Source organism: Paenibacillus sp. J22R232, from assembly GCF_056269165.1.
The window spans coordinates 213,378-234,020 of record NZ_JBWDNK010000001.1 but is presented as its reverse complement, the minus strand read 5'-3'; the positions used below and the strand labels follow the sequence as shown (position 1 = coordinate 234,020).

The following is a 20,643-nucleotide window of genomic DNA, read 5'->3' as shown; positions in this document are numbered from 1 at the left end:
CTAGAAGTTGAAATCGAAATCGACGAGCTTCTCGGCAATTTCGTTAAAGGTTTGCTCTGATTGTTCGTAATAGCCATCCCAAGTCTGCTTGCTCCAAATCTCCACACGACTGGAGACGCCAAGAACCATGCAATCTTTGTCCAGCTTTGCATATTCACGCAGATGCCCAGGTATATTTACCCTTCCCTGTTTATCCAGCTCGCATTCGGTCGCCCCCGAGAAGAAAAACCGGGTGAACGCGCGCGCATCTGATTTCATTAGGGGCAGTGTTTTAAGCTTTTGTTCTAATACGCTCCACTCACTCATGGGATATACGAATAAGCAATTATCCAAACCGCGGGTTGCGATAAACGAGGCGCCAAGCGATTCCCGAAACTTCGAAGGGATGATGATTCGGCCTTTCTCATCAATGCTATGTTGATATTCACCCATAAACATGACTTTGAACCACCCCTTCCCCCAAGTTCACCACTTTGCCCCACTTTTCCCCACTAAGATACAATAGTTCGCCACCTAAAATAAAAATCCTGCTCCATGAGCAGGATTTTTCAGAAATCTTTCATAGTATTAATGATTATTAATATTTAAAGGATCCTTTTACGACCATCCTAACCTTAATCAACCGTTTTATTGGCGGAATCGCGTTTTCTCTTACGGTGTATCCAATATAATGGAATGCCAATCAACGCGATTACGATCAGTACAGGAACGGCGCCTGCCGCCACGACCAGCAGTAGATTAATGGCATCCCAGACGACCTTTGTGCTGCTTGCCAGCGCATCTGACATTTTTCCGCCCAGACCCTTAGCTTCCTCGTGTTTCACGGTTAAATGTTGATTCGTTTGGTACATTCTCAGCTCAATGGTCGAGAAGGCAACATTCGTATCGAGATATCGGATCCGGCCCTTTATACGCTCGATCTCCTGCTGAACGACCGAAAGCTGATCTGAGAATTTAAGCAGATCATCCGCTTTAACCGCCTTATCCATCATGGCAAGAAGCCGAGTCTCCACTAATTGCCTTGCTTTAAGCCTGGATTCGAGGTCAACATATTCCTCCGATACGTCCTTTCCGCCGATATTCCGCTCAAAGCTGCTATGCTTGATTTGCTCGATCCGATCAATAAACGGCATAAATCCGGACGCTGGCACTTTGATGGTATAGCTTGAGCCTATTTCCCCTTCATGCTTCGTGTCTTGGAATTGCAGAATATAACCGCCGCTTTGATGAATCGCATTGCGGAGCGAGGTTGCAGCTGCGTCCAAGGCCTCCACTTGCATATTTAATGTAGCTGTATAAATGATCTTTTGGTTTAAGCCATTCATTTCGGCTGACGTATCGGAAGTCAATTCCCCGCCAGCGGTTATTGCCTCATCCGTACTTCCAACCGATGGTGCTGATTCTCCCTTTAAATCGAGCGTTAGGGTCTCTGCTTCGTTTGCCGAATCGTTGGCCGCTTTGCTTTCACTGCTCGTCATGCCATTGCCATCGCTTTTAGCCGTATTCCCGTTTGCGCTTGCGCACGCCCCAAGCAAACCTATTGCGAGCATAAGCACAAGCACGGTTGTGAAAAGACTGTTATTTCTTCTACTCATATTGAACCCCCTTATCTTTGTTAACCTCCTAACGGATATTGGTAATAAAAGGTTTCATCTCCAGTTAAGATGAACGCAAAAAAGCCGCGATCGCTCGCGGCTTCTCACATTCATTTATTCGGTTTCCTTCCAGCTGTCCAAATAAGACCGCTGTTCTTCCGTCAGCTTATCAATGCCGAAACCAAGCGATTGCAGCTTCAATCTCGCTACCTGCTCATCCAGCTCGTAAGGAACATTGACGACCCGGCTTCCAATTTCCTTATATTGCTCATTCACATATTTCAGCGCAACAGCTTGCAGCGCGAATGTCATATCCATAATTTCCGCAGGATGTCCGTCGCCCGCTGCCAAATTCACGAGGCGCCCTTCGGCCAACAGGTAAATGCTTCTGCCGTCCTTTAGCTTATACTCTTCGATATTGCGGCGAACGGTACGCACGCTTGATGATAAAGCAGCCAGTTCAGGCTTATTCGCCTCAACATCGAAATGGCCGGCATTGGAAATAATCGCGCCATCCCTCATAACCTCGTAATGCTCGCCGCGAATAACGTCGCGATTCCCGGTTACCGTCACGAAAAACTCGCCAACCTTAGCCGCTTCAAGCATTGGCATGACTGCGAAGCCATCCATGTAGGCTTCCACAGCTTTAATCGCGTCAATTTCCGTCACAACGACATTTGCGCCTAGACCTTTGGCACGCATCGCAACGCCTTTTCCGCACCAGCCATAGCCGACAACAACGACCGTTTTGCCGGCTACCATCAGGTTAGTTGTACGGTTTATGCCATCCCATACCGATTGCCCCGTACCGTAGCGGTTATCAAACAAATGCTTGCAATAAGCATCGTTGACAGCGACCATCGGAAATTTCAACGAGCCGTCCTTTTCCATCGCTTTAAGCCTAATAATACCTGTTGTCGTTTCTTCCGCTCCGCCGCGAAGGTTCTCGCCGTACTCCGGATGCTCGGAATTCAGAATCGTTGCAAGATCGCCGCCGTCGTCAATAATCAAATCAGGCTTCCACTCCAACGCTTTCACATTCAAAGCTTTAAATTCCTCTGCGCTCGGATTATATTTCGCGTATACCGTAATGCCGTCCTCGACAAGCGCTGCGCACACATCGTCCTGCGTGGAGAGCGGATTGCTGCCCGTAATCGTAACGTCTGCGCCGCCTGCTTTGACTACCTTAGCCAAATAAGCAGTTTTTGCTTCCAAATGAAGGGCAATGGTCACCTTTAATCCTTTAAATGGCTGCTCCTTCTCGAATTGTGCGCGAATCGTATTCAATACCGGCATATGTGCAGCCACCCAGTCGATTTTCAAACGCCCTTCGGGCGCCAATGACAGGTCTGCAACGATGCTGTTATTAGCTGTAGTCATCATGAATCCTCCTTGTTACTTCTATAAATATACGATTTCATGTCCGCCTGTCCGGCTGTATGGCGCATCAAGAAGCTTATCCAGCCAGCCTAGACTGTAACGGTTCCAATAGGCAGTCATATTAAGGACACGCTCCTGCGGTTTACCTAAAGGCTTAATGGATAGATGAATCCGATCAAGCTGCCTGGTTGAAGCCTCGAACTGCTTATTGAACGCATCGACCGTCTTGGAAGACATATAATTGATTTGCTCAACTATTTTCTGCAGGTTCGTATCACCGAGCTTGGAAAGTGAAGGCTGGACTGCCGTCGCAAGCGCAAGCAGCGGCTTATACAGCTCCTCAAATGCCTGCCTTGCGTCCGAGAACTGCTCCTCGATTGACAAACCGTCCTGCTCCTTAAGCCATTGTCCTTTTCGTTCCTCAAAGCGGGACATGACATCATCGAATGAAAGCTCGTATTTATCCATATGCTTGGCGACCGTACCTTCGATCAATGAATAGGACATCCGTGGAACAATAATCGGCATTTCCATCCCAAGCGTGCGGAATGCACCTGCTGTCAGCGCCCAGTAGGCGATCTCGCCGGGACCTAATACGGTTGCCAGAACCGGAAATAAATAATCCTGCATAAGCGGCCTTGTTAATACGTTATTGCTTAATTGCTCCGGTTGCTCTTCTGCAATCGTCAGCAGTTCGGCCAGCGTCAAGGATAGCTGACCTTTCCGATCTTGAAAGGAGCCTTCTTTTTTGTGAAGAAGAGTTCTTTCCTGGCCATTTGCCTCGTTAAAGATGAACAGGTTCGCGCTGCCAGGCGCAACATCGGCCTGCAATGCATAGCCAAGCTCCTTCACCTGTCCCGCCGAAGACAGATATGCCTGCTCTAGCTCATCATTTCGTTCAATGATCTCCTTGAACATCGGAGCTTCCAGCCGCCTCACATCCGCATCATCCGCATCGAGCAGAACCAAGCCGTGTTTTCCAAACAAATGGCTCAGAATCATCGCAAAAAGATCAGACAATGATTTTGCCCTTTGCGACATTTGACGCAGCTCTTCCAGCATGACAGGTTTGAACTCCGAAGAAGGCAGCGCTTGCTCCAGCTCATCCAGAAGCTGCGACCACTTTTCTTGATCTATAACCGTGCGGCTGACGGAAGTACGCCCGCCTTCAGGACGAGTAACCGAAAGCTTGCGCAGCTCCTGCTCTGCGGTAACGACATAAGCATGGTTAGCTTCATCCCAGTCGTGGTCCTCTCCCGCAATCCAGAACACGGGTACTACCTTTTGCCCTAGCTGCTCGCTTGCAGATTTAGCTGCTCCAATAATCGAAACGGCTTTATGTATCACGAGCAATGGCCCCGTCCACAAGCCGGCTTGCTGCCCGCCAACAACGACCGGAGCCCCGTTTTCAATCGCTGAAATAGATGCAAACACTTCAGGGGCAGCATGTGCAGCTTCGTTATAAGCACGAAGCACGCGTGCCAATTCATGGGCATCCGCTCTATTTGAGCCGCTCTGCTCCAAATGTTTCAAACGTCTTTCCCAATCCTCTTCCGCTCCCGCATGGTAGCCGTATAAGGCTGCAACGCGTTCATCTTCCCGATGTATATAAGCCTCTGTCAAAGGCTGAGCGCTTGGCAATGAATACGATTCTTTTCTCATAGCGCAGCCCGTAACCTCCCGCATACTTGTTGTCAAATCGACGATATATGAATCATGCAACGCTATAATTGTACACAAAGGAGAAGCCGTCCGTCAAAACAAAAACGCCACTTCGTGGAAGAGGCGCTCGCGACATCCTATTTCATTTAAGCGGTAAACACTAATTTGCCGATTCCGAGACACATAAACATTATGTACAGCAAGCTCATCGTAAAAAAACTCAAGCGCCAAATCGTTCGGAAAATTTTCTTCCCGTCGATTTTCCCCCGTTTGCGGAATTGCGCATTGCCGAGCAAGCCGCCGCCTAGAAGCATAAACAATAAAATGCCGTATAAGCCGAACTGGCTGCCAAACAGTCTGTCAAACAACACGGCAACGCAGCCTATCAATAAGGCCGTCGTAATATCCATAGCCATGCGGAACCCTTTTTTGCGATCTTGGACGTAAGCCCCATAACCAAATAATATGATTGCGAAAGGTATGATTGGAATGACAGCCAAATAAGCATAAAGGTGCTTAACGCTATCCCAGATCATCTCCATCGTGCTTCACTCCTCCATATCCGGCTTCGGATGCAGCGCTTTTACAAGTTCGATCACTGCTTCGTTTAGCGGCGCCTGCTGCCCATATTGCCTGGCAAGCATGAGTACGCCTCCATTGATGGTATCAATTTCAGTCGCTCTTCCTTCACGGATATCGCTTAGCATAGAGGAGACATTACGGCTCGTATTCCTGCACACATCCATAATCGTTTGCCAGCCGTCCCTCGGCGCTTGCATGCCAGCTTGTACCAAGACACGCTCCGTTTCCATATACAACGCCCGCATTAACTGCAAGCGTGACGCGTGCATCGGCAGTTGGCCATTCTGTACATCAAATACAGCCGTTAACGGATTTATGACCGCATTTATCAATAGCTTATTGTAAATCCGATTCTCCAACTCATTCGACAGAAACGAGGCAAATCCTGCCGATTGAAGCATAGAAACGAACATTTTTAGCGAGTTATCTTCTGTAATATCCCGCTTCCGTCCATTTGCTGTCCATTCACCCATCCACAGCTCGCCTTTGCCTGTATGCTCCACCGTATGACCATCAATACGTCTGGCACCTTCTGTGACGACCGCGGCAAAAAGCGGAATGCTCGGCAGCTTAGCCTTTATGCGCTCCAAATGGCCGACACCGTTTTGCAAGCAGACAATCGCTACGTCGGATTCATTGGAATGGGAAACGAGACTAGCCAATAGTTCCAATAGCTGATCATTTACGCTTGTTTGCTTAACCGCCAGCAGAATCCAGCGCTTGCCGCCTTCATTAATTCTAGCTGCCAGCGTATTGATGCCGCTTTGGTCTTGAACCCACGCTCCTCGTACGGCTATGCTTTGTTCACTGCTCCCGCCTAGCTCGCGCACCCGCACGCCATGCTCTGTCACCAGAACCGCCTGCTCCTTGCTCCGCGTCCAGATGGCTACATCCGCGCCTGCTCCAGCCAGCCTCGCTCCAAAGAGCAGACCAATCGAACCTCCGCCCACTACATCGATTTGCACGTTTTATCCCTCCGAACCATGACCGTCTAGCGCTTTTAGCCCCTATCGTATCAAAACCGTGGAAAATATTGCAACTATGCGACGCAAAAAGAGACTAGCCCTTTTGCAAGGCCAGCCTCTCTTCGTTTCATTATAACTTATTCAATGCGTTCCAGGTTTCCGTTTGCATCCATCTTGAATCTAGGCTTGGCTTCGTCGTCATTCGTCAGAACGGTAAGCCTTCTGGCTCGGTCCATAATTTGAATCAATGTCTTGTAATCATCGTTGACTGCTCGGTAATCGGTTTGCGCGCTATTGACCTCTTTGGACAATCTCTCATTCTGGTCGCGCAATCGGTATAGCTCTTCCTCTTTTTCCTTAAGCTCTTTCTCATACCATTTCATCTGACGCGTTAAGTCTTGATAGGTCGTCTTCCATCCACGGAGAAAACGAATAACGGCGTCTACGGACAAACCCTCTTCAATCGTACCGCTTTCTTGCCTCAAGCCGCGCTCATCCGTTTCGAATACGGCTATCGAAGAAACATGCGGCGTTGCGACAACCGTTTGTTTTTTCAAATAATTGCGTTTCTGGCGCTGCTGCTTGGCGATTTGAATAGCATCCTCATACCGTTTGCGGACACAGCTGTTCCAACGGAACCCGCAGGCAGCCGAAGTACGTCCGATTCGTTCGCCAACCTCTTCAAATGCCGCAAGCTGGGTACTTCCTTCGCGAATATGGCGTAGTGTTACCTCGGCGAGAATTAAATCGTCGTCCGGACTCCACGCATCTTGTCTAATTGCTGTCATGCAACGAAAACCTCCTAACGTAAAGGCGCTTACTTTATCTCTATGCCCTTGGTAGAGTTCATAGAATCTATTGGATACTAATTTGTATAACCATTTTTTATCGTACTCATACATGTTTGTCCTTATATTTGAGCAAACTAAGGGTGACTAAGTGGGAGTTACCCTTGTGCAAACAAAAAGTTTGCGATTTCGTCACTGATTTTGGTTTACACTTTTTTCGTCAAACGTTATAATGATCATTAGAAAATCGGGTCGCAGCGAGAGGGGGATATTATCATGGCACGCATGTATCGGGTACTTGGCTTTTGGACCCTGGTAATCGGACTAATGGCTTTCGCAGGCCATATGACGGAATTTGCGCTATTGTTTTTCGCGCAAGCCGTTGCTTTCGTATTTCTAGGCTACTTGAACTTCTCCGAAAGAACTTACATCGTTATGTTCTGGGGATATATGATCATTTCATTCGTGGGTTTCACGTATTGGTCGGTCTTCAAGATGGACTTGCCGTTCTAACCAAAGCGCAAGCGCATTGGCTTCAGGCAGGTCGTTCCCAATCGTTCAAGATGTACGGAGTATAGGTAAAGTAGCAGCAAATGCTATACATACTTGTATGAGCAAGGCGAAACGCGGCGCGTTTCATTCCGAGTAATTGAGAAAAGGTGCCAGTCCTCCGGACTGGCACCTTTTTCTTTGGACAAACAGCGGCTATGGCTTATCCAGAATCATGACCTTAAAGGATTCGCTCATCTGATCGCTAAGCAGAAGCTGCCTTATCGCTCGATTCTTCCGGGATTCCGAGCTGAACGGATCCGGATTATGGTGATTTTGCAGCAGCTCCAGCACCCCATTCTCCAGCAAGAATTGCTTTTGCGTCATATAGTCCTTCACTCTCCAGCCATTAGCTTCGGCTTCCTTGCGGATAAACGTAAAAGGAACATGTGAAGTAATATCCTGTTCTCCCACTCTAATAAAGGGATTTTCGCCCACCGTATGCCTCCAATAGCAAAGCAACGTTCCCTCCATCCGATGCTCAGCAGCATATTCTGCAGCTTCATGGCCGTAATCGATAATCAAGAGCCTGGCTTGTGCAAGCACCTTACTTAGTTTCGTTAAATACGCAGCAGCATCAGCATGGATCTCCGTGCGCTGCCCTTCCTTAAGGACGATGCCGTCCCTCGCCAGCCACTCGCTGATCCTATGGTCCTGTATGGGCATCCGTACCTCAAAGAAACCGGAATTCGCATCGCCAGCCACGCCTAATTCAATCAGCTGTCCATCCATCCTTGCCACACGGCGAACAGGGAAAGCATCTAGAAGCTCATTAGCGACCACCAACGCCGGCTCTTTAAGCCAGCTTGCTTCCCATGCGTCATCAGAGGCTGCGATAATCAGGTCCAAACCTGTCAAGTTATTCTCGGCGAATACCAATCTTGCTTCATCCCTATGTATGGGATGATCCTCAATGAGGATCGGCCTCAAGTTTCCAGTTTCCAGTCTGTCTTTCCGGTATGCTGCAGCCATTTGTACCGACAATCTGCCTGTACCCGCTCCCCATTCAATCAGATTAATAGGTACGCGCAATGTGTTTGAATAGACATGCGCATAACCCGCCAATACCTCAGCCAGGATTGTCCCAATGCCCGAGCTGGTATAGAAGTCGCCTTGCTTTCCCACTCTTGCTTGTCCTGAGCGATAATAACCGAATTCGGGATCGTACAAGCAAGCACGCATATAATCAAGGAAAGAAATACACGGTACTCGGAGCGAAAAACCCTGCGGATCGACATAGGTTCCGAATTGGGTGGATGCCGCAATGCTTGCCCCGATTACAGCCGAAAGCTCTTTTTCGCGCATGATATGGTTCATCCTTTTCCAAATGTAAGATATAATAATATGGATTGCCGCATAAAATGAATGCTGAGGAGGGACGATGCCGTTGACTTTGCCAGCCAAGCGTAATCGTATTTCCATAGCTGCTACGGCGATATTGCTTGTCACTTGGCTCCTGCTTCCATTTACCGCATGGGCAGAGCCTTTGTCGGTTGATGAGGCGGATTTGCATTCCCTGCTTGAAAAAAGCTTATCCGTCGTTGAAATCGATAAAGAGATAACCCGAATTGGGGAACAGAAACAGCAGCTCATGCAGACCATGACGGAAACGGAGAAGCAGCTCATGCTGCAGGAGCAGCAAATATCGGACAAGCAAGATGAAGCAGGCAGCGTACTGCGCGCTTATTATATGGGTGAAAGAGACTTTCTGCTCAGCGCTCTTCTTTCGTTCGATTCTTTATCCGAGCTGTTCCAAATGCTCGATTATGCCGAAATTATTCTTACTCATGATAAGGATACCTTGAATACATATGTGGATCAATACAAGAAGGTTAAGGTTGGCTACCGAGCTCTCGAAACAAGAAAAGAAGAATTAATCGCCGTGGAGAACCAGCTTCGCGAGCAAAAGGAACGCGTGCTTGCGCTCGAGAAGCAGCTGGATCAGGAACTCTCCGGACGTTCCGATGCCGAAAAGATCCGAATGCTAATGAATGAGCTTACCTCATACTGGGAGTCGGCAGGCATTGATGAGGTCAAGCAGTATTTCCGGGCGCTATCCAAAGCCATGCAGAAGCTGCCTGGCTGGGTTCAGGACAATAAGGATTTGTTAGAAATTAAAGGCTTCCAGTACACCATCCGCGTGCCCGAAGCTGAACTGAACTCCTTTTTACGCGAGCAGAATCCCATTTTTGACAACTTTTCATTTGAGTTTAATGATGGAAAAGTAATTGCTCAAGGCAAACGAGAGAGCATGGCAATCAAAATTACCGGCCATTACACCATCGAGAATGAACCGAAGAATGCGATCCTGTTCCACGTTGACGAGCTGCTGTTCAATGGTTTTTCTTTGCCCGATACGACAAGGAGCGCACTGGAGAAGGAATTTGATCTTGGGTTTTACCCGGATCTGATTGTTTCCTTCCTCAAAGCCAATTCTGTTGATATGAAAGACGGAGAGCTCACCATCAAGCTCAGCTTGAAGCTGTAAGCTGCATCCCGCAATGCCGCGTTAAAAAGAGCCTGTTCTCTGTTTCAATGGAGAACGGCTCTTTTTATTGGGCAAGCTGCTGCATAGCTTGAAGATAGGCCAGTAAGTCCAATCCATCTTTAGAAAATGTTATCCACAGCTGCTCACGCTGCTGCCATTTGTCAGGCCAATACGGATCTGGCGGGGGCAGCTGCTTATTTGATTTTTTGGCTTCAAGCACCGAGGTCCACCAGCTCGGCGGGATGTGGACTTGCTCGCTTTGCAGGGAGCTGTTGAACGCATATAGGGAGGCTCTCGCTGGCAATTGACCGGACTGGTCATAGCTGAGCTGCTGGTTATTCACATCCGTCATTTCCTGAATCCAAAGGATAGCTTCGTCTTCGTGCCGGCTGCTCGAAGAGATGGCAAAGCTGCGTCCGTTCAACCACGGATCTTGGATCTGCTCGCGGCTAACCCTTAGGTTATTCCGGATGGTCTCATCCAATTTCTCGTAGTCATTCCAAGTAAGAACCGCTGCTAGCAGTTGATTCTGATCGAATGCTTCCTCCAACGAAGACGTATCCCCGCCGTCATGGCTGCTGATTTTTGACTGAAGCTCTTGGTGCCAGCTTAGCGCTGCCTTCTGACTCTCACTTAAAGGCAGCAGTTGGAGGCTATTGCTTTGCTCGTTCTGAAAAGCAGATAACCATGCCAACTGTTGATACAAATCGCCCGGGCTCCAATTGACGATGTTTGCTTCGGCATGGAGCTCGATTACCTTAAGCGCCGCTGCCTGATAAGCTGGCCAATCGGTAGGAGGCGCTTCAAGCCCCGCTTCTTCAAGCAGTGCCTTATTCCATACAATCAAATAAGGATTCACATCCTTCGGAACAGCCCATAAATAGCCATTCCATTTAAGCGGCTCGAGCAAGCCTGCCATCTGATCGGATAGCGCGTCACCGGTCATGATGCTGTCAGCAGGCTTGAGAAAGCCTCGGACGGCATACGGCCTAACCCAGCCGTTGCTGAGCAGCATAATATCTGCAGCCTCTCCTTGCTGGCTTTGAAGCGACCACATGCGATAGGCGTTCTCCTTGGAGGTCTCGTTAACCAGCTTAACCTGTATATGCGGATACTTCATCATGAAATTGCTATTCTGTCTTTCCAGCTGCTCGAACTCGGCATTTGTTAAGGAAACGTTTACATGTATGTTTGAAAGCTGGTCGACCACCAATTCACCAGGTACGGGCTGAACGTTCGATTTGCCGTCGGGCTTGCCGACGCTCGCAGGGTTAGCATTTCGCGAGAAGGGGATTAACAGCAATGCGGCCAACAGTAGAGCGCCGAGTAAAAAAGGCACATATTTTCTGGGAGTCACAGCTTTCTTCCTTTCTTCCTTAAATCTACTAAAAACAGGATAACAATAAAATGAAGCTTTGTCCAAATGAACCTCATTGCTGCCTGCTTGATATACGCAAAAAGCCCCCTTTTAGGGAGGGGGCTCACGAATTATAGGAGATCTGCGGCAAGCTGTGCCAATTTCGAGCGCTCGCCTTTCTCCAGCGTCATGTGGCCGCTGGTTCCTTCTGCTTTGAACCGTTCCACGATATGCGTAAGTCCGTTGCTAATGGAGTCCAGATAAGGATGGTCAATTTGCTCCGGATCACCCATGAGGACGATCTTGCTCCCTTCGCCGACCCGAGACACGATCGTTTTCACCTCGTGCTTCGTTAAATTCTGCGCCTCGTCAATAATAATGAATTGACCCGGAATGGAGCGGCCTCGGATATAGGTTAGCGCTTCAACCTGAATGCTGCCCATGCCCATCAATATTTTATCGATGTCGCCCGACTTCTTCGTATCGAACAAATACTCCAGATTATCATAGATAGGCTGCATCCAAGGCCGCAGCTTCTCTTCCTTCTCCCCGGGCAGGTACCCGATATCTTTGCCCATCGGAACGACCGGTCGAGCAATCAGCAGTTTTTTGTATTTATGCTCATCCTCCGTCTTCAAGAGGCCCGCAGCAAGCGCTAGCAGCGTTTTACCCGTACCCGCCTTGCCTGTGAGCGTTACGAGCGGGATATCGTCATTCAGAAGCAGCTCCAGCGCCATCCGCTGCTGCGCATTGCGGGCCGTGATGCCCCAAACTGGATCATTGCTGAGATATAAAGGCTCAAGCCTTGCGCCATCCTGGCTGACCTTGAGCAGCGCCGACTTGGACGTCCCCATTTCATCGCGCAATATGACGAATTCATTGGGATTGAGACGAATGTTCAAATGCATGTTGTTTACGGTCAGGAACCGATACGTATAAAACTCATCGATGACCGCGGGATGCACGTACAAGGTCATATAACCCGCGTAAAACTCGGATGACACGACCACTCTGTCCGACAAATAATCCTGCGCTTGCAGCCCTAGGACATCCGCTTTAATGCGAACCAGAACATCCTTGCTGACGAGGACGATGCTTTGCTTCTCCTCTTCGTTTTCCTGCTCTATATGATAATTTAGCGCTACCGCCAAAATCCGATTATCATTGGACATTTCACCAAACATCTCTTGGACACGGATAAAGCTCCTATGGTTCAGCTCTACCTTAAGCACCCCGCCGCTAGGAAGCTCTATTCCCTCGTGCAGATGCCCTTTCTCTCTCATCTTATCCAGCAAACGAGAAATTTGGCGCGCATTGCGGCCAAGCTCGTCAGCCAACCTCTTCTTAGAGTCAATTTCCTCCAACACGACCGCGGGAATTATGACTTCATTATCATCGAAAGCAAAAATCGCTTGCGGATCATGAAGCAGCACATTTGTATCGAGCACGAATATTTTTTTCATGAGAACCCTCCCGGCGTTGGATATCATTAGAGGCCATACATAGCAAATCGCTGCTGCGGGTACACTATGGCGGACAAGTAACTTTCGTTTTCAACGAGAAAAAGAGGTGGCAAACATGTTCAAATGGCTTACTTCAGCGATCATTGTTGCGATTGTAGCGACAGGTTGCAGCACTGTCGCACGTAATGAGACATCACCCTCTCCACGAAATAATGGCCGTGTCCAAGTTCAGCAAACCGAACCGAGGAAAAAAGAAATCAAAAACTCGGAGCAGGTTGCGGCACATCTGGAACAGTTGGCCAAAGGAATTGACGGAGTAACGAACGCGCACTGTGTCGTGTTCGGGAATACAGCGATTGTCGGCATCGATGTCGATGCCAAGATGGAGCGTTCAAGAGTCGGAACCATTAAATACTCGGTTGCTGAAGCCTTTCGCAAAGATCCTTACGGCATAGACGCACTCGTTACGGCAGATATGGATCTTTCCCAGCGAATCAATGAGATCGGTGCCGACATCAAACGCGGAAGACCTATTGCCGGCTTCGCTGAAGAGATGGCTGATATTATGGGAAGATTGATTCCACAGATGCCCCGTGACATCATGCCGGAGGAGCCAGAGAAGCAAGCAGCTCCAAAAATGAATAAGAAATTGTAAATACAACCTTAAAGACACAAAAAGCCTAGTGAGCATACCACTAGGCTTTTTTCATAGCCGCAGAAACTTGTACAACCAAGTTGTCCACAGCGAGGTTCTTATTCGGTTCATCGCACGCAAGAGTAGCGGACAAGCACGCGGCGTCAATCATCGCGTCCTCTGCTCTTGGCATACTCGAGGTCCAATCGTCAGAATCCGTATCCATCTTAGGCATAGGAACGAGAGCTTGTTCAGACAAAACTTCGATCGTTGGCTTGGATATTTCAGATACGGTATGGGTCATTCGCATGACCTCCTTCTGGACAGATTCTATTATGGCCTCTGTAGTTGTATTATATCTAACATATTAACGGACGTCTACGGTTATTCAGCCAATTTTGCTTGAAGCGCAGCCCGTGCTTCCTCAAGCTTCGCATCATCCAAATACACGTAGGGGCTTCTCCAAGAACCTTCAAGCGGAATGAATGTAATATCAGCCCGGCTAATGCCTATATAGGTTGACATCAAATTTTTAATTTCCTTGGAAGGCATATCCATCGTTAGGTTATTGCCGACTGCTTCAATCAAGGATGGAATTTTGGTTACGCCACCGAATGATTTCAATTTATCGGTAAGCGCTCCGATAACTTGGCTTTGGCGTGCGTTGCGCTCAAAATCGCTTGACATGTTTTTACCGTTATTGGACTTCCGGTACCGAACGAAATCGAGCGCCTTCTCGCCGGTTAGCACCTGAACGCCTTTTTCCAAGTCGATATTCGTGCCATCAGCGCTGTCCTTGTATTTCATGCGCATGTCAACGTCCACTTCAACGCCGCCCATCGCATCGACTACATCGGCAAAACCTTGGAAATTGATTACGGCTGAATATTTGATATCGATGCCGAACAGCTTGCTCATCACGGTACGGACTTCTTGCTTGGCGTCCGCGTAAGCCGCTTCTTTTTCCAGCTTCTTCTCATTTAGCGCATTCATATAAAAATCCGCATAAAAACTGTTTGCTTTGCGTGCCCTGTAACCATCAACGTCAATGTTGGAATCCCGCGGAATCGTTACAATCGTCGCCGATTTCGAATTCGGGTTGAATACGGCAACCATCATCACATCCGTGTTGAGGCCTCCGCCGTGTGACCTTGCGTCTATGCCCATCAGCAGCATGGCGACGGACTTCTTGTCTACCGTTTCTCCGGCAGGTATTACCACCTCGTTATCGACAGGTGACGATATCTGGTCAACTGCTTCATCCGCTTTAAACACCAAATAAGCAAGTCCCGCAGCCACGATAAGGAGAATCGCGAACAGCAATACAAAAAAAACTTTAAGCACAGAGCGCTTTTTGCGCGGCTTTTGTTTTTTTGGTTTTGCCGGTTGGCGCGAACCCGTTCTTGGAGGTAATGCCGTAGATCCTTTACTCATATGCTCCACCTTCAAGTTCAGTTATATTTAGGATTGGATTCAATGTCCGAAAGCAGTTGCTCGCCCCGCTCAAGCGGATAGAACTGAAGCTTTGAACGTCCATCCTTCTCGTATTTGACATGAATCATCGTATCATCGGTCTTCACAACCCCATAGTTCGACAAGCCATGATCCTCTGTTAAGATTTGCTCGAAAAAAGCTAGCGTATCCAGCGCAGCTTGATCATCAGGCCTAGCAGTTGCGACGAGTTTGATTTGCAGCCAGTTGAACAAAGCGTCCTCTAGCCTCATTTGCCTGATTCCGCTTCCTGAGGCGAACGGCGTGCTGCTTTATTGTCCTTCCACTTATCATAGAGCTGCCGACCTCTAAGCATCAGCATCATAAGGACCGCTACGCCCATACATTGAATAATAGGGAGCTTATCCACCTGTAGAATCATCAGGACGAAGGAACCGAATGCAATGAGCGCGTACACCAAAATTTCTTTGAACAACGGCAATTTCTGCTGAGCGCGAAACACTTTGTTGAATATGTATATCGTAAACCCCAGAATGATCAGATACGAAATTAGCTTATGGTCGCTTAGCCATGCCTGCATGCCGCAAACCCCCTTCAGTGAATGTTAACGGCTTTTGCCGCCATTTAGTTGCAGCGCAACAAGGAATTGGGTGAAATCTAAGTGGGATTATAAGCTTCATCACTTATAATCCCACTTATACTCTTAAAGAAAACGTAAGGCTTTGCATAGGTGCAAAACCTTACGTTTGTTTAATGGTTTGCTCTTAGACGCTTGCTTGAGCATTTTTGCGGTTTTTGTCCGCACGCTCGCGCTCGCTTTTATTCAAGATTTTTTTGCGAAGACGAATCGACTTCGGCGTAATTTCACAATACTCATCATCATTCAAGTACTCAAGCGCTTGCTCAAGCGAGAATAAACGAGGGCTCTTCAGCGTAACGGTATCGTCCTTACCAGCCGAACGGATGTTGTTCAGTTGTTTTACCTTACAGATGTTAACGATGATGTCATTCTCGCGCGTATGCTCGCCAACGATCATGCCCTCGTAAATTTCAGTACCCGGCTCCAAGAACTGAATGCCGCGATCCTCAACACCCATCATGCCGTAGAATGTGGAAGTACCGTTCTCGCTCGCAACCAGAACGCCTTGGTGACGTCCGCCAACCCCTGAACCTGCAAGAGGTCCGTAGCTGTCGAAAGCATTGTTCATGATACCGTAGCCGCGTGTCAGCGTTAGGAACTGCGTACGGTAGCCGATCAAGCCGCGTGCTGGGATTTTGAACTCAAGACGAACTTGGCCATTGCCATGGTTAATCATATTAAGCATCTCAGCTTTGCGCGTTCCAAGGCTTTCCATTACAGCGCCCATGCTTTCTTCAGGCGTGTCGATTAGTAGACGCTCGTAAGGCTCTTTCTTCGAGCCGTCAATTTCTTTGATGATAACTTCAGGCTTGGAAACTTGAAGCTCGAAGCCTTCGCGACGCATGTTCTCGATCAGAATACCAAGGTGAAGCTCGCCGCGGCCGGAAACGACGAATGCATCCGGGCTATCGGTTTCTTCTACGCGAAGTGCAACGTCCGTCTCAAGCTCTTTGTAGAGACGCTCGCGAAGTTTACGGGATGTAACCCATTTTCCTTCACGGCCTGCAAACGGGCTGTTGTTGACTAGGAATGTCATTTGAAGAGTAGGCTCGTCGATTTTGAGAACTGGCAATGCTTCAGGCTTCTGCGGATCAGCAATTGTTTCACCGATATTGATCTCACGGATACCCGCGATTGCGATGATATCGCCTGCGCCAGCTTCTTCGATCTCAACGCGTTTCAATCCAACGAAACCGAAAAGCTTCTCGATACGGGCTTGCTTATTGCCGCCTTCGCGAGTCATTACGGCTACCGTTTGGCCTTGTTTAATGATTCCGCGGTTTACGCGTCCAACAGCAATACGGCCGAGGTACTCGTTGTAATCAAGAAGGGTAACGAGGAATTGCAACGGCTGCGTAACATCTTCCGTTGGGGAAGGGATGTTGCTTACGATCGTCTCGTATAATGCTTCCATGTTCTCGTCTTGCTTCTCTGGATCCATGCTTGATGTACCCATTAGCGCAGAAGCATATACGACCGGGAATTCCAGTTGCTCGTCGTTAGCGCCAAGCTCGATGAAGAGGTCAAGAACTTCGTCTACTACCTCTTGAGGCCTAGCGTTAGGACGGTCAATTTTGTTTACGACAACGATTGGCGTTTGGTTCGATTCAAGCGCTTTGCGCAATACGAACTTCGTTTGCGGCATACAGCCCTCGAATGCATCAACAACCAAAAGAACGCCGTCAACCATTTTCATGATACGCTCAACCTCGCCGCCGAAGTCAGCATGTCCAGGCGTATCCACGATGTTGATCAGATAGTCTTTGTAGTTGATCGCTGTGTTTTTAGCCAAAATCGTAATACCGCGTTCACGCTCAAGATCGTTTGAATCCATCGCGCGTTCCTGAACTGCTTCATGGTCGCGAAACGTTCCTGATTGTTGTAGCAGTTTGTCAACCAATGTTGTTTTACCGTGGTCAACGTGGGCAATAATGGCGATATTCCGTAGGTTCTCTCTTGCTTGCATAACTAGTAATCCACTCCAATTGTTTTTTATTTAAAACTTTTTACCAACGCTTGCGTTTGCTTAGCATCATCCAAACACCTGCTGCAATCAGCGCAACGGCAATCGCATAAATCCCCCAGCTCCACAGGAGCACAAGAACGACAAACACAGCCGACGCGGCAGCAAGCGCAATGGATGCCGAAAGCACAACACGCGGTCTGGATGAACCGAACAAATAATATTCGTAAAGGCCTGCTGCTACACCAAAAATAAACAACGGCCACAAATATTTCAAGCTATCCCATCCAAAAAGGTTGCAAACGACAAACAGCAGGGCATATACGACGAGCATTCCGCCTGGCACAAGCACAACTGCAGGAACTAATCTGCCGAAGTATAACACATGCAGAAGCACTCCGGGGATTAAAACGAGCAGCGGCCAAAAAATTGCGCCCAAAAAGCTGAATACTCCTAACTTGCCCAACAAAATAACGAGCCCGGCTAACAGCAAAATAATTCCAGCGGAATATTTGTTATTAGGCATTCGCGCTTCCGCTCCTTACAACGCCAATCGCATATGTTGACGAAAGACGACAGTTTTTATCTATATTAGTTTATAGGAATTGATCCGAAAATACCAGTACGTAGCGGGGGTCTGGACAAAAAAAAACCGAACCGCCCTATTTTTCGTAGGCGGAACGGTCAAAAAACGTCAAAATGCCGGCTTTTTTTTGACTATGGCAAGTGCAATGACCAGTGGTACGCAAAGCAGAGGTATCGCTTCGGCAAGCATTTTGGAACCGTGGAACAACAGCTTGTTCAAACCAGGGTCATGCATGAGCATCTCACCTGCGGCATAAGCGAGCAGCGCCGCGCCGATGTAGGACAGGGCAGGAAATTTCTGCAACAGCTTACCGAGCATCTGGCTCCCCCATATTATCATCGGAATGCTAAGCGCGATGCCGAGCATAATCAGGATCGGATCTCCTTCTGCGACAGCCGCAATCGCCAACACGTTGTCGAGACTCATAACGAAGTCCGCCACTACGATGGTCCAGATTGCAGCGCCGATTGTCTTCGCCTTTTTGACTGTATGGTTATCCTGTTGCCCGCCTGCCTCGGCAAGCAGCTTCACCGCAATGTAGAACAGCAACAAAGCGCCAATCGCTTGCAGGAAAGGCACCTGGAGCAGCTTGATCGCCACCAAGGTAAGCACGCACCTAAGGCCAACGGCTGCGGCTGCTCCCCACCAGACGGCTTTTTTCCGCTGCTCCGGCGGCAGCTGGCCGCTGGCCATCGCAATAACAATGGCATTGTCTCCGCTAAGCAATACATTAATAAGCACGATTTCAATAAAAATGATAAGGCTGTCCAAACCGCATACCCCCTCTCATTCAGATGTATGTACAAGCTCGATTGAATATGTCCGAAAAAAAAAAGGAATCTAACGCCAATGCTGGTCGTATCATTGTACAATCCAAGTTGTAATTGTTAATGGAAGGTGGGCCATGATTTATGGATCTATTTTCAGTCGAGTTTTTCTCGGCGCTGTTGACGATCGTATTCATCGATCTGATCTTGGCTGGGGACAATGCCATCGTGATCGGACTGGCGGCACGCAACCTGCCGAAGGAGCAGCAAAAGAAAGCCGTGATATGGGGGACTGCGGGAGCGGTTGGCATACGGGTCATTGCCACGTTGCTGGTCGTGCAGCTGCTGAACGTGCCTTGGCTCAATCTGGTTGGAGGACTGCTGCTTGTATGGATTGCTTATAAGCTGCTCGTGCAAGAGGATCCCCATGACGGGATTAAATCCGGCAATACGCTCTGGCAATCGATTCGGACGATCATAATTGCCGACGCTGCTATGGGCATCGATAATGTCATCGCGGTTGCCGGTGCCGCGCATGGGGACACCTTGCTCGTCGTGCTGGGGCTCATTATCAGCGTGCCGGTTGTGGTTTGGGGCAGCACGATCTTTATTAAGCTAATCAACCGTTTCGAATGGATCGTATATCTCGGCTCCGCGGTACTCGCATACACCGCTGCCAAGATGATTACGCACGAAAAATCTTTTAAAGCGTTTTTTGAGAATCCTTTTTATTTATGGGCCTTTATCATACTTGTTGTCATCGCTACGATCTTAGCCGGCTTGTTCACTAACAATAGAAAAAAGAAGCAAAAACAGCAAAGAAGCAGCGAATCCCAATAAGGGATTCCTGCTTTTTTGGTATGGTCAAGCATGCCCGATCATCCACTCTCCATCGACTTCATGCAATTCAACGAATATCGCCCGCTCATCAGGCGTTCGGTTAGGCGTATGAATGGCGAGCAGCAAACGCTCACCAAAGGTGTGAAAGACCATTCCATGACCGCCATCGTTCCGGTACAGCGCTTGCTCAGCATGAACCCATGGGCCTGTTACGAGACCCGATTCTGATTCTGAGATCCCGAGCGCATATTGATTGTCGATAAAGCTTGCCCAAAGCATCATAAGTTTTCCGGTCTTTGACGTGAACAGATAAGGACCATCCGTCACAAAGTTGTCTCGCCCCTGAAATCTAGGCGATACAAAAGGTGTCGTCCAAGCCGCTTGTGACGCGGTAAACAGCAGCACCGGCTCCGAAACGGCTTCTTTTAGATCGTCGCTAAGCCTTACTGCACAAACCTCGCCATCGGCAACCTGCTGCCATTCATGGCAGAATACCATCCAGGGCTGCCCCTCCGCATCTATATATAAACTCCCGTCTAATGAGCTCCAGTCGGCAGGCGTTACAGGAGCGTCGCTTACTGGCTCGAAGGGCCCTAATGCGCTATCGGCCATCAGTACCGCTGTCCCAAGCAAGTCGTTATCCAATCTTCGGAAAGTAGCGAACATATAATAGCTGCCGCGGTAGGCATATACTTCAGGCGCCCAAAAGTTCGTATCCGCAAAAAAATCAACGGAAGGGCGAAACACGGTAAATGGGCCCTCCCACATGTTCAAATCCGTACTCGCATAGGCTTCGAATCCCGTTCCTTTTCCCCATATGTTTTTATCTGTGCTCCCGTACAAGTAATACTTGCCTTCCTCAATAACCGGTAATACGAAGGGGTCTCTGATCTGTATTTGATTAATGGTTGGCATTGCACGCTCTCCTTCCT

General features: G+C 48.6%; 22 protein-coding genes. 4 read left to right on the top strand and 18 right to left on the bottom strand.

Annotated elements, in window-relative coordinates:
• From mraZ to AC0YN3_RS01010, 7 genes are all read right to left on the bottom strand, one after another.
• Window positions 1–438, bottom strand: coding sequence for a division/cell wall cluster transcriptional repressor MraZ (gene mraZ / locus AC0YN3_RS01040; protein ID WP_183563659.1), 438 nt, complete (start codon window positions 436–438; stop codon window positions 1–3).
• Between the two features lie 176 nt (window positions 439–614).
• Window positions 615–1,595 carry a DUF4349 domain-containing protein gene (locus tag AC0YN3_RS01035; RefSeq protein WP_475773313.1) on the bottom strand — a complete coding sequence of 327 codons (981 nt, stop codon included), beginning with the start codon at window positions 1,593–1,595 and terminating at the stop codon, window positions 615–617.
• Window positions 1,596–1,709: 114 nt separating this feature from the next.
• Complete coding sequence (locus AC0YN3_RS01030) at window positions 1,710–2,975, bottom strand: adenosylhomocysteinase (protein WP_475774252.1); 1,266 nt, start codon at window positions 2,973–2,975, stop codon at window positions 1,710–1,712.
• A gap of 21 nt (window positions 2,976–2,996) precedes the next feature.
• Window positions 2,997–4,637, bottom strand: coding sequence for a bacillithiol biosynthesis cysteine-adding enzyme BshC (bshC, locus tag AC0YN3_RS01025; RefSeq protein ID WP_475773312.1), 1,641 nt, complete (start codon window positions 4,635–4,637; stop codon window positions 2,997–2,999).
• Between the two features lie 146 nt (window positions 4,638–4,783).
• Window positions 4,784–5,179, bottom strand: a complete 396-nt coding sequence (locus AC0YN3_RS01020) for a DUF3397 domain-containing protein (RefSeq protein WP_475773311.1) — start codon at window positions 5,177–5,179, stop codon at window positions 4,784–4,786.
• 6 nt (window positions 5,180–5,185) lie between these two features.
• A complete protein-coding gene (locus tag AC0YN3_RS01015) occupies window positions 5,186–6,184 on the bottom strand; it encodes a ketopantoate reductase family protein (protein WP_475773310.1) in 999 nt (332 codons plus the stop codon).
• A 137-nt stretch (window positions 6,185–6,321) separates the two neighbouring features.
• Window positions 6,322–6,972, bottom strand: a complete 651-nt coding sequence (locus AC0YN3_RS01010) for an RsfA family transcriptional regulator (RefSeq protein WP_475773309.1) — start codon at window positions 6,970–6,972, stop codon at window positions 6,322–6,324.
• Between the two features lie 276 nt (window positions 6,973–7,248).
• Here AC0YN3_RS01010 and AC0YN3_RS01005 point away from each other — a divergent pair, with 276 nt between their 5' ends.
• Entirely contained in the window at window positions 7,249–7,485 is a 237-nt protein-coding gene (locus AC0YN3_RS01005) for a DUF2626 domain-containing protein (protein ID WP_053375484.1), read from the top strand.
• A 192-nt stretch (window positions 7,486–7,677) separates the two neighbouring features.
• On the opposite strand, the gene AC0YN3_RS01000 is transcribed toward AC0YN3_RS01005, so the two are convergent.
• Complete coding sequence (locus AC0YN3_RS01000) at window positions 7,678–8,826, bottom strand: class I SAM-dependent methyltransferase (protein WP_475773308.1); 1,149 nt, start codon at window positions 8,824–8,826, stop codon at window positions 7,678–7,680.
• A gap of 76 nt (window positions 8,827–8,902) precedes the next feature.
• Between AC0YN3_RS01000 and AC0YN3_RS00995 the strand changes: the two genes are divergently transcribed.
• The gene (locus tag AC0YN3_RS00995; protein WP_475773307.1) at window positions 8,903–10,009 is read left to right on the top strand and encodes a coiled-coil domain-containing protein; all 1,107 of its coding nucleotides are present in this window, start codon (window positions 8,903–8,905) and stop codon (window positions 10,007–10,009) included.
• A gap of 64 nt (window positions 10,010–10,073) precedes the next feature.
• On the opposite strand, the gene AC0YN3_RS00990 is transcribed toward AC0YN3_RS00995, so the two are convergent.
• A complete protein-coding gene (locus AC0YN3_RS00990; protein WP_475773306.1) occupies window positions 10,074–11,366 on the bottom strand; it encodes an extracellular solute-binding protein in 1,293 nt (430 codons plus the stop codon).
• 131 nt (window positions 11,367–11,497) lie between these two features.
• Window positions 11,498–12,829, bottom strand: a complete 1,332-nt coding sequence (locus AC0YN3_RS00985) for a PhoH family protein (protein ID WP_475773305.1) — start codon at window positions 12,827–12,829, stop codon at window positions 11,498–11,500.
• 115 nt (window positions 12,830–12,944) lie between these two features.
• On the opposite strand from AC0YN3_RS00985, the gene AC0YN3_RS00980 reads away from it, so the two are divergent.
• Window positions 12,945–13,484, top strand: coding sequence for a YhcN/YlaJ family sporulation lipoprotein (locus AC0YN3_RS00980; RefSeq protein WP_475773304.1), 540 nt, complete (start codon window positions 12,945–12,947; stop codon window positions 13,482–13,484).
• A 40-nt stretch (window positions 13,485–13,524) separates the two neighbouring features.
• On the opposite strand, the gene AC0YN3_RS00975 is transcribed toward AC0YN3_RS00980, so the two are convergent.
• The 7 genes from AC0YN3_RS00975 to AC0YN3_RS00945 form a co-directional block, all read right to left on the bottom strand.
• Complete coding sequence (locus AC0YN3_RS00975; protein WP_475773303.1) at window positions 13,525–13,767, bottom strand: hypothetical protein; 243 nt, start codon at window positions 13,765–13,767, stop codon at window positions 13,525–13,527.
• Between the two features lie 80 nt (window positions 13,768–13,847).
• Window positions 13,848–14,897 (bottom strand): LCP family protein, encoded by a 1,050-nt coding sequence (locus AC0YN3_RS00970; protein WP_475773302.1) that lies wholly within the window; start codon window positions 14,895–14,897, stop codon window positions 13,848–13,850.
• 17 nt (window positions 14,898–14,914) lie between these two features.
• Window positions 14,915–15,187 carry a hypothetical protein gene (locus tag AC0YN3_RS00965; protein WP_475773301.1) on the bottom strand — a complete coding sequence of 91 codons (273 nt, stop codon included), beginning with the start codon at window positions 15,185–15,187 and terminating at the stop codon, window positions 14,915–14,917.
• Window positions 15,184–15,495, bottom strand: a complete 312-nt coding sequence (locus tag AC0YN3_RS00960; RefSeq protein WP_183563705.1) for a YlaH-like family protein — start codon at window positions 15,493–15,495, stop codon at window positions 15,184–15,186. The genes AC0YN3_RS00965 and AC0YN3_RS00960 overlap by 4 nt, the downstream gene beginning before the upstream one ends.
• Before the next feature lie 184 nt (window positions 15,496–15,679).
• Window positions 15,680–17,521, bottom strand: coding sequence for a translational GTPase TypA (gene typA / locus AC0YN3_RS00955; RefSeq protein WP_183563708.1), 1,842 nt, complete (start codon window positions 17,519–17,521; stop codon window positions 15,680–15,682).
• A gap of 40 nt (window positions 17,522–17,561) precedes the next feature.
• Complete coding sequence (locus AC0YN3_RS00950; protein WP_475773300.1) at window positions 17,562–18,044, bottom strand: hypothetical protein; 483 nt, start codon at window positions 18,042–18,044, stop codon at window positions 17,562–17,564.
• 168 nt (window positions 18,045–18,212) lie between these two features.
• Window positions 18,213–18,875: a TerC family protein gene (locus tag AC0YN3_RS00945; RefSeq protein WP_475773299.1), complete on the bottom strand. Its 663-nt coding sequence runs from the start codon at window positions 18,873–18,875 to the stop codon at window positions 18,213–18,215.
• A 140-nt stretch (window positions 18,876–19,015) separates the two neighbouring features.
• Here AC0YN3_RS00945 and AC0YN3_RS00940 point away from each other — a divergent pair, with 140 nt between their 5' ends.
• On the top strand, window positions 19,016–19,711 hold the full coding sequence (locus AC0YN3_RS00940) for a TerC family protein (RefSeq protein WP_475773298.1): 696 nt from the start codon (window positions 19,016–19,018) through the stop codon (window positions 19,709–19,711).
• Between the two features lie 24 nt (window positions 19,712–19,735).
• Here the strand turns inward: AC0YN3_RS00940 and AC0YN3_RS00935 are convergent, their stop codons facing one another.
• Entirely contained in the window at window positions 19,736–20,626 is an 891-nt protein-coding gene (locus AC0YN3_RS00935; RefSeq protein WP_475773297.1) for a glycoside hydrolase family 43 protein, read from the bottom strand.
• Window positions 20,627–20,643 lie beyond the last annotated feature (17 nt).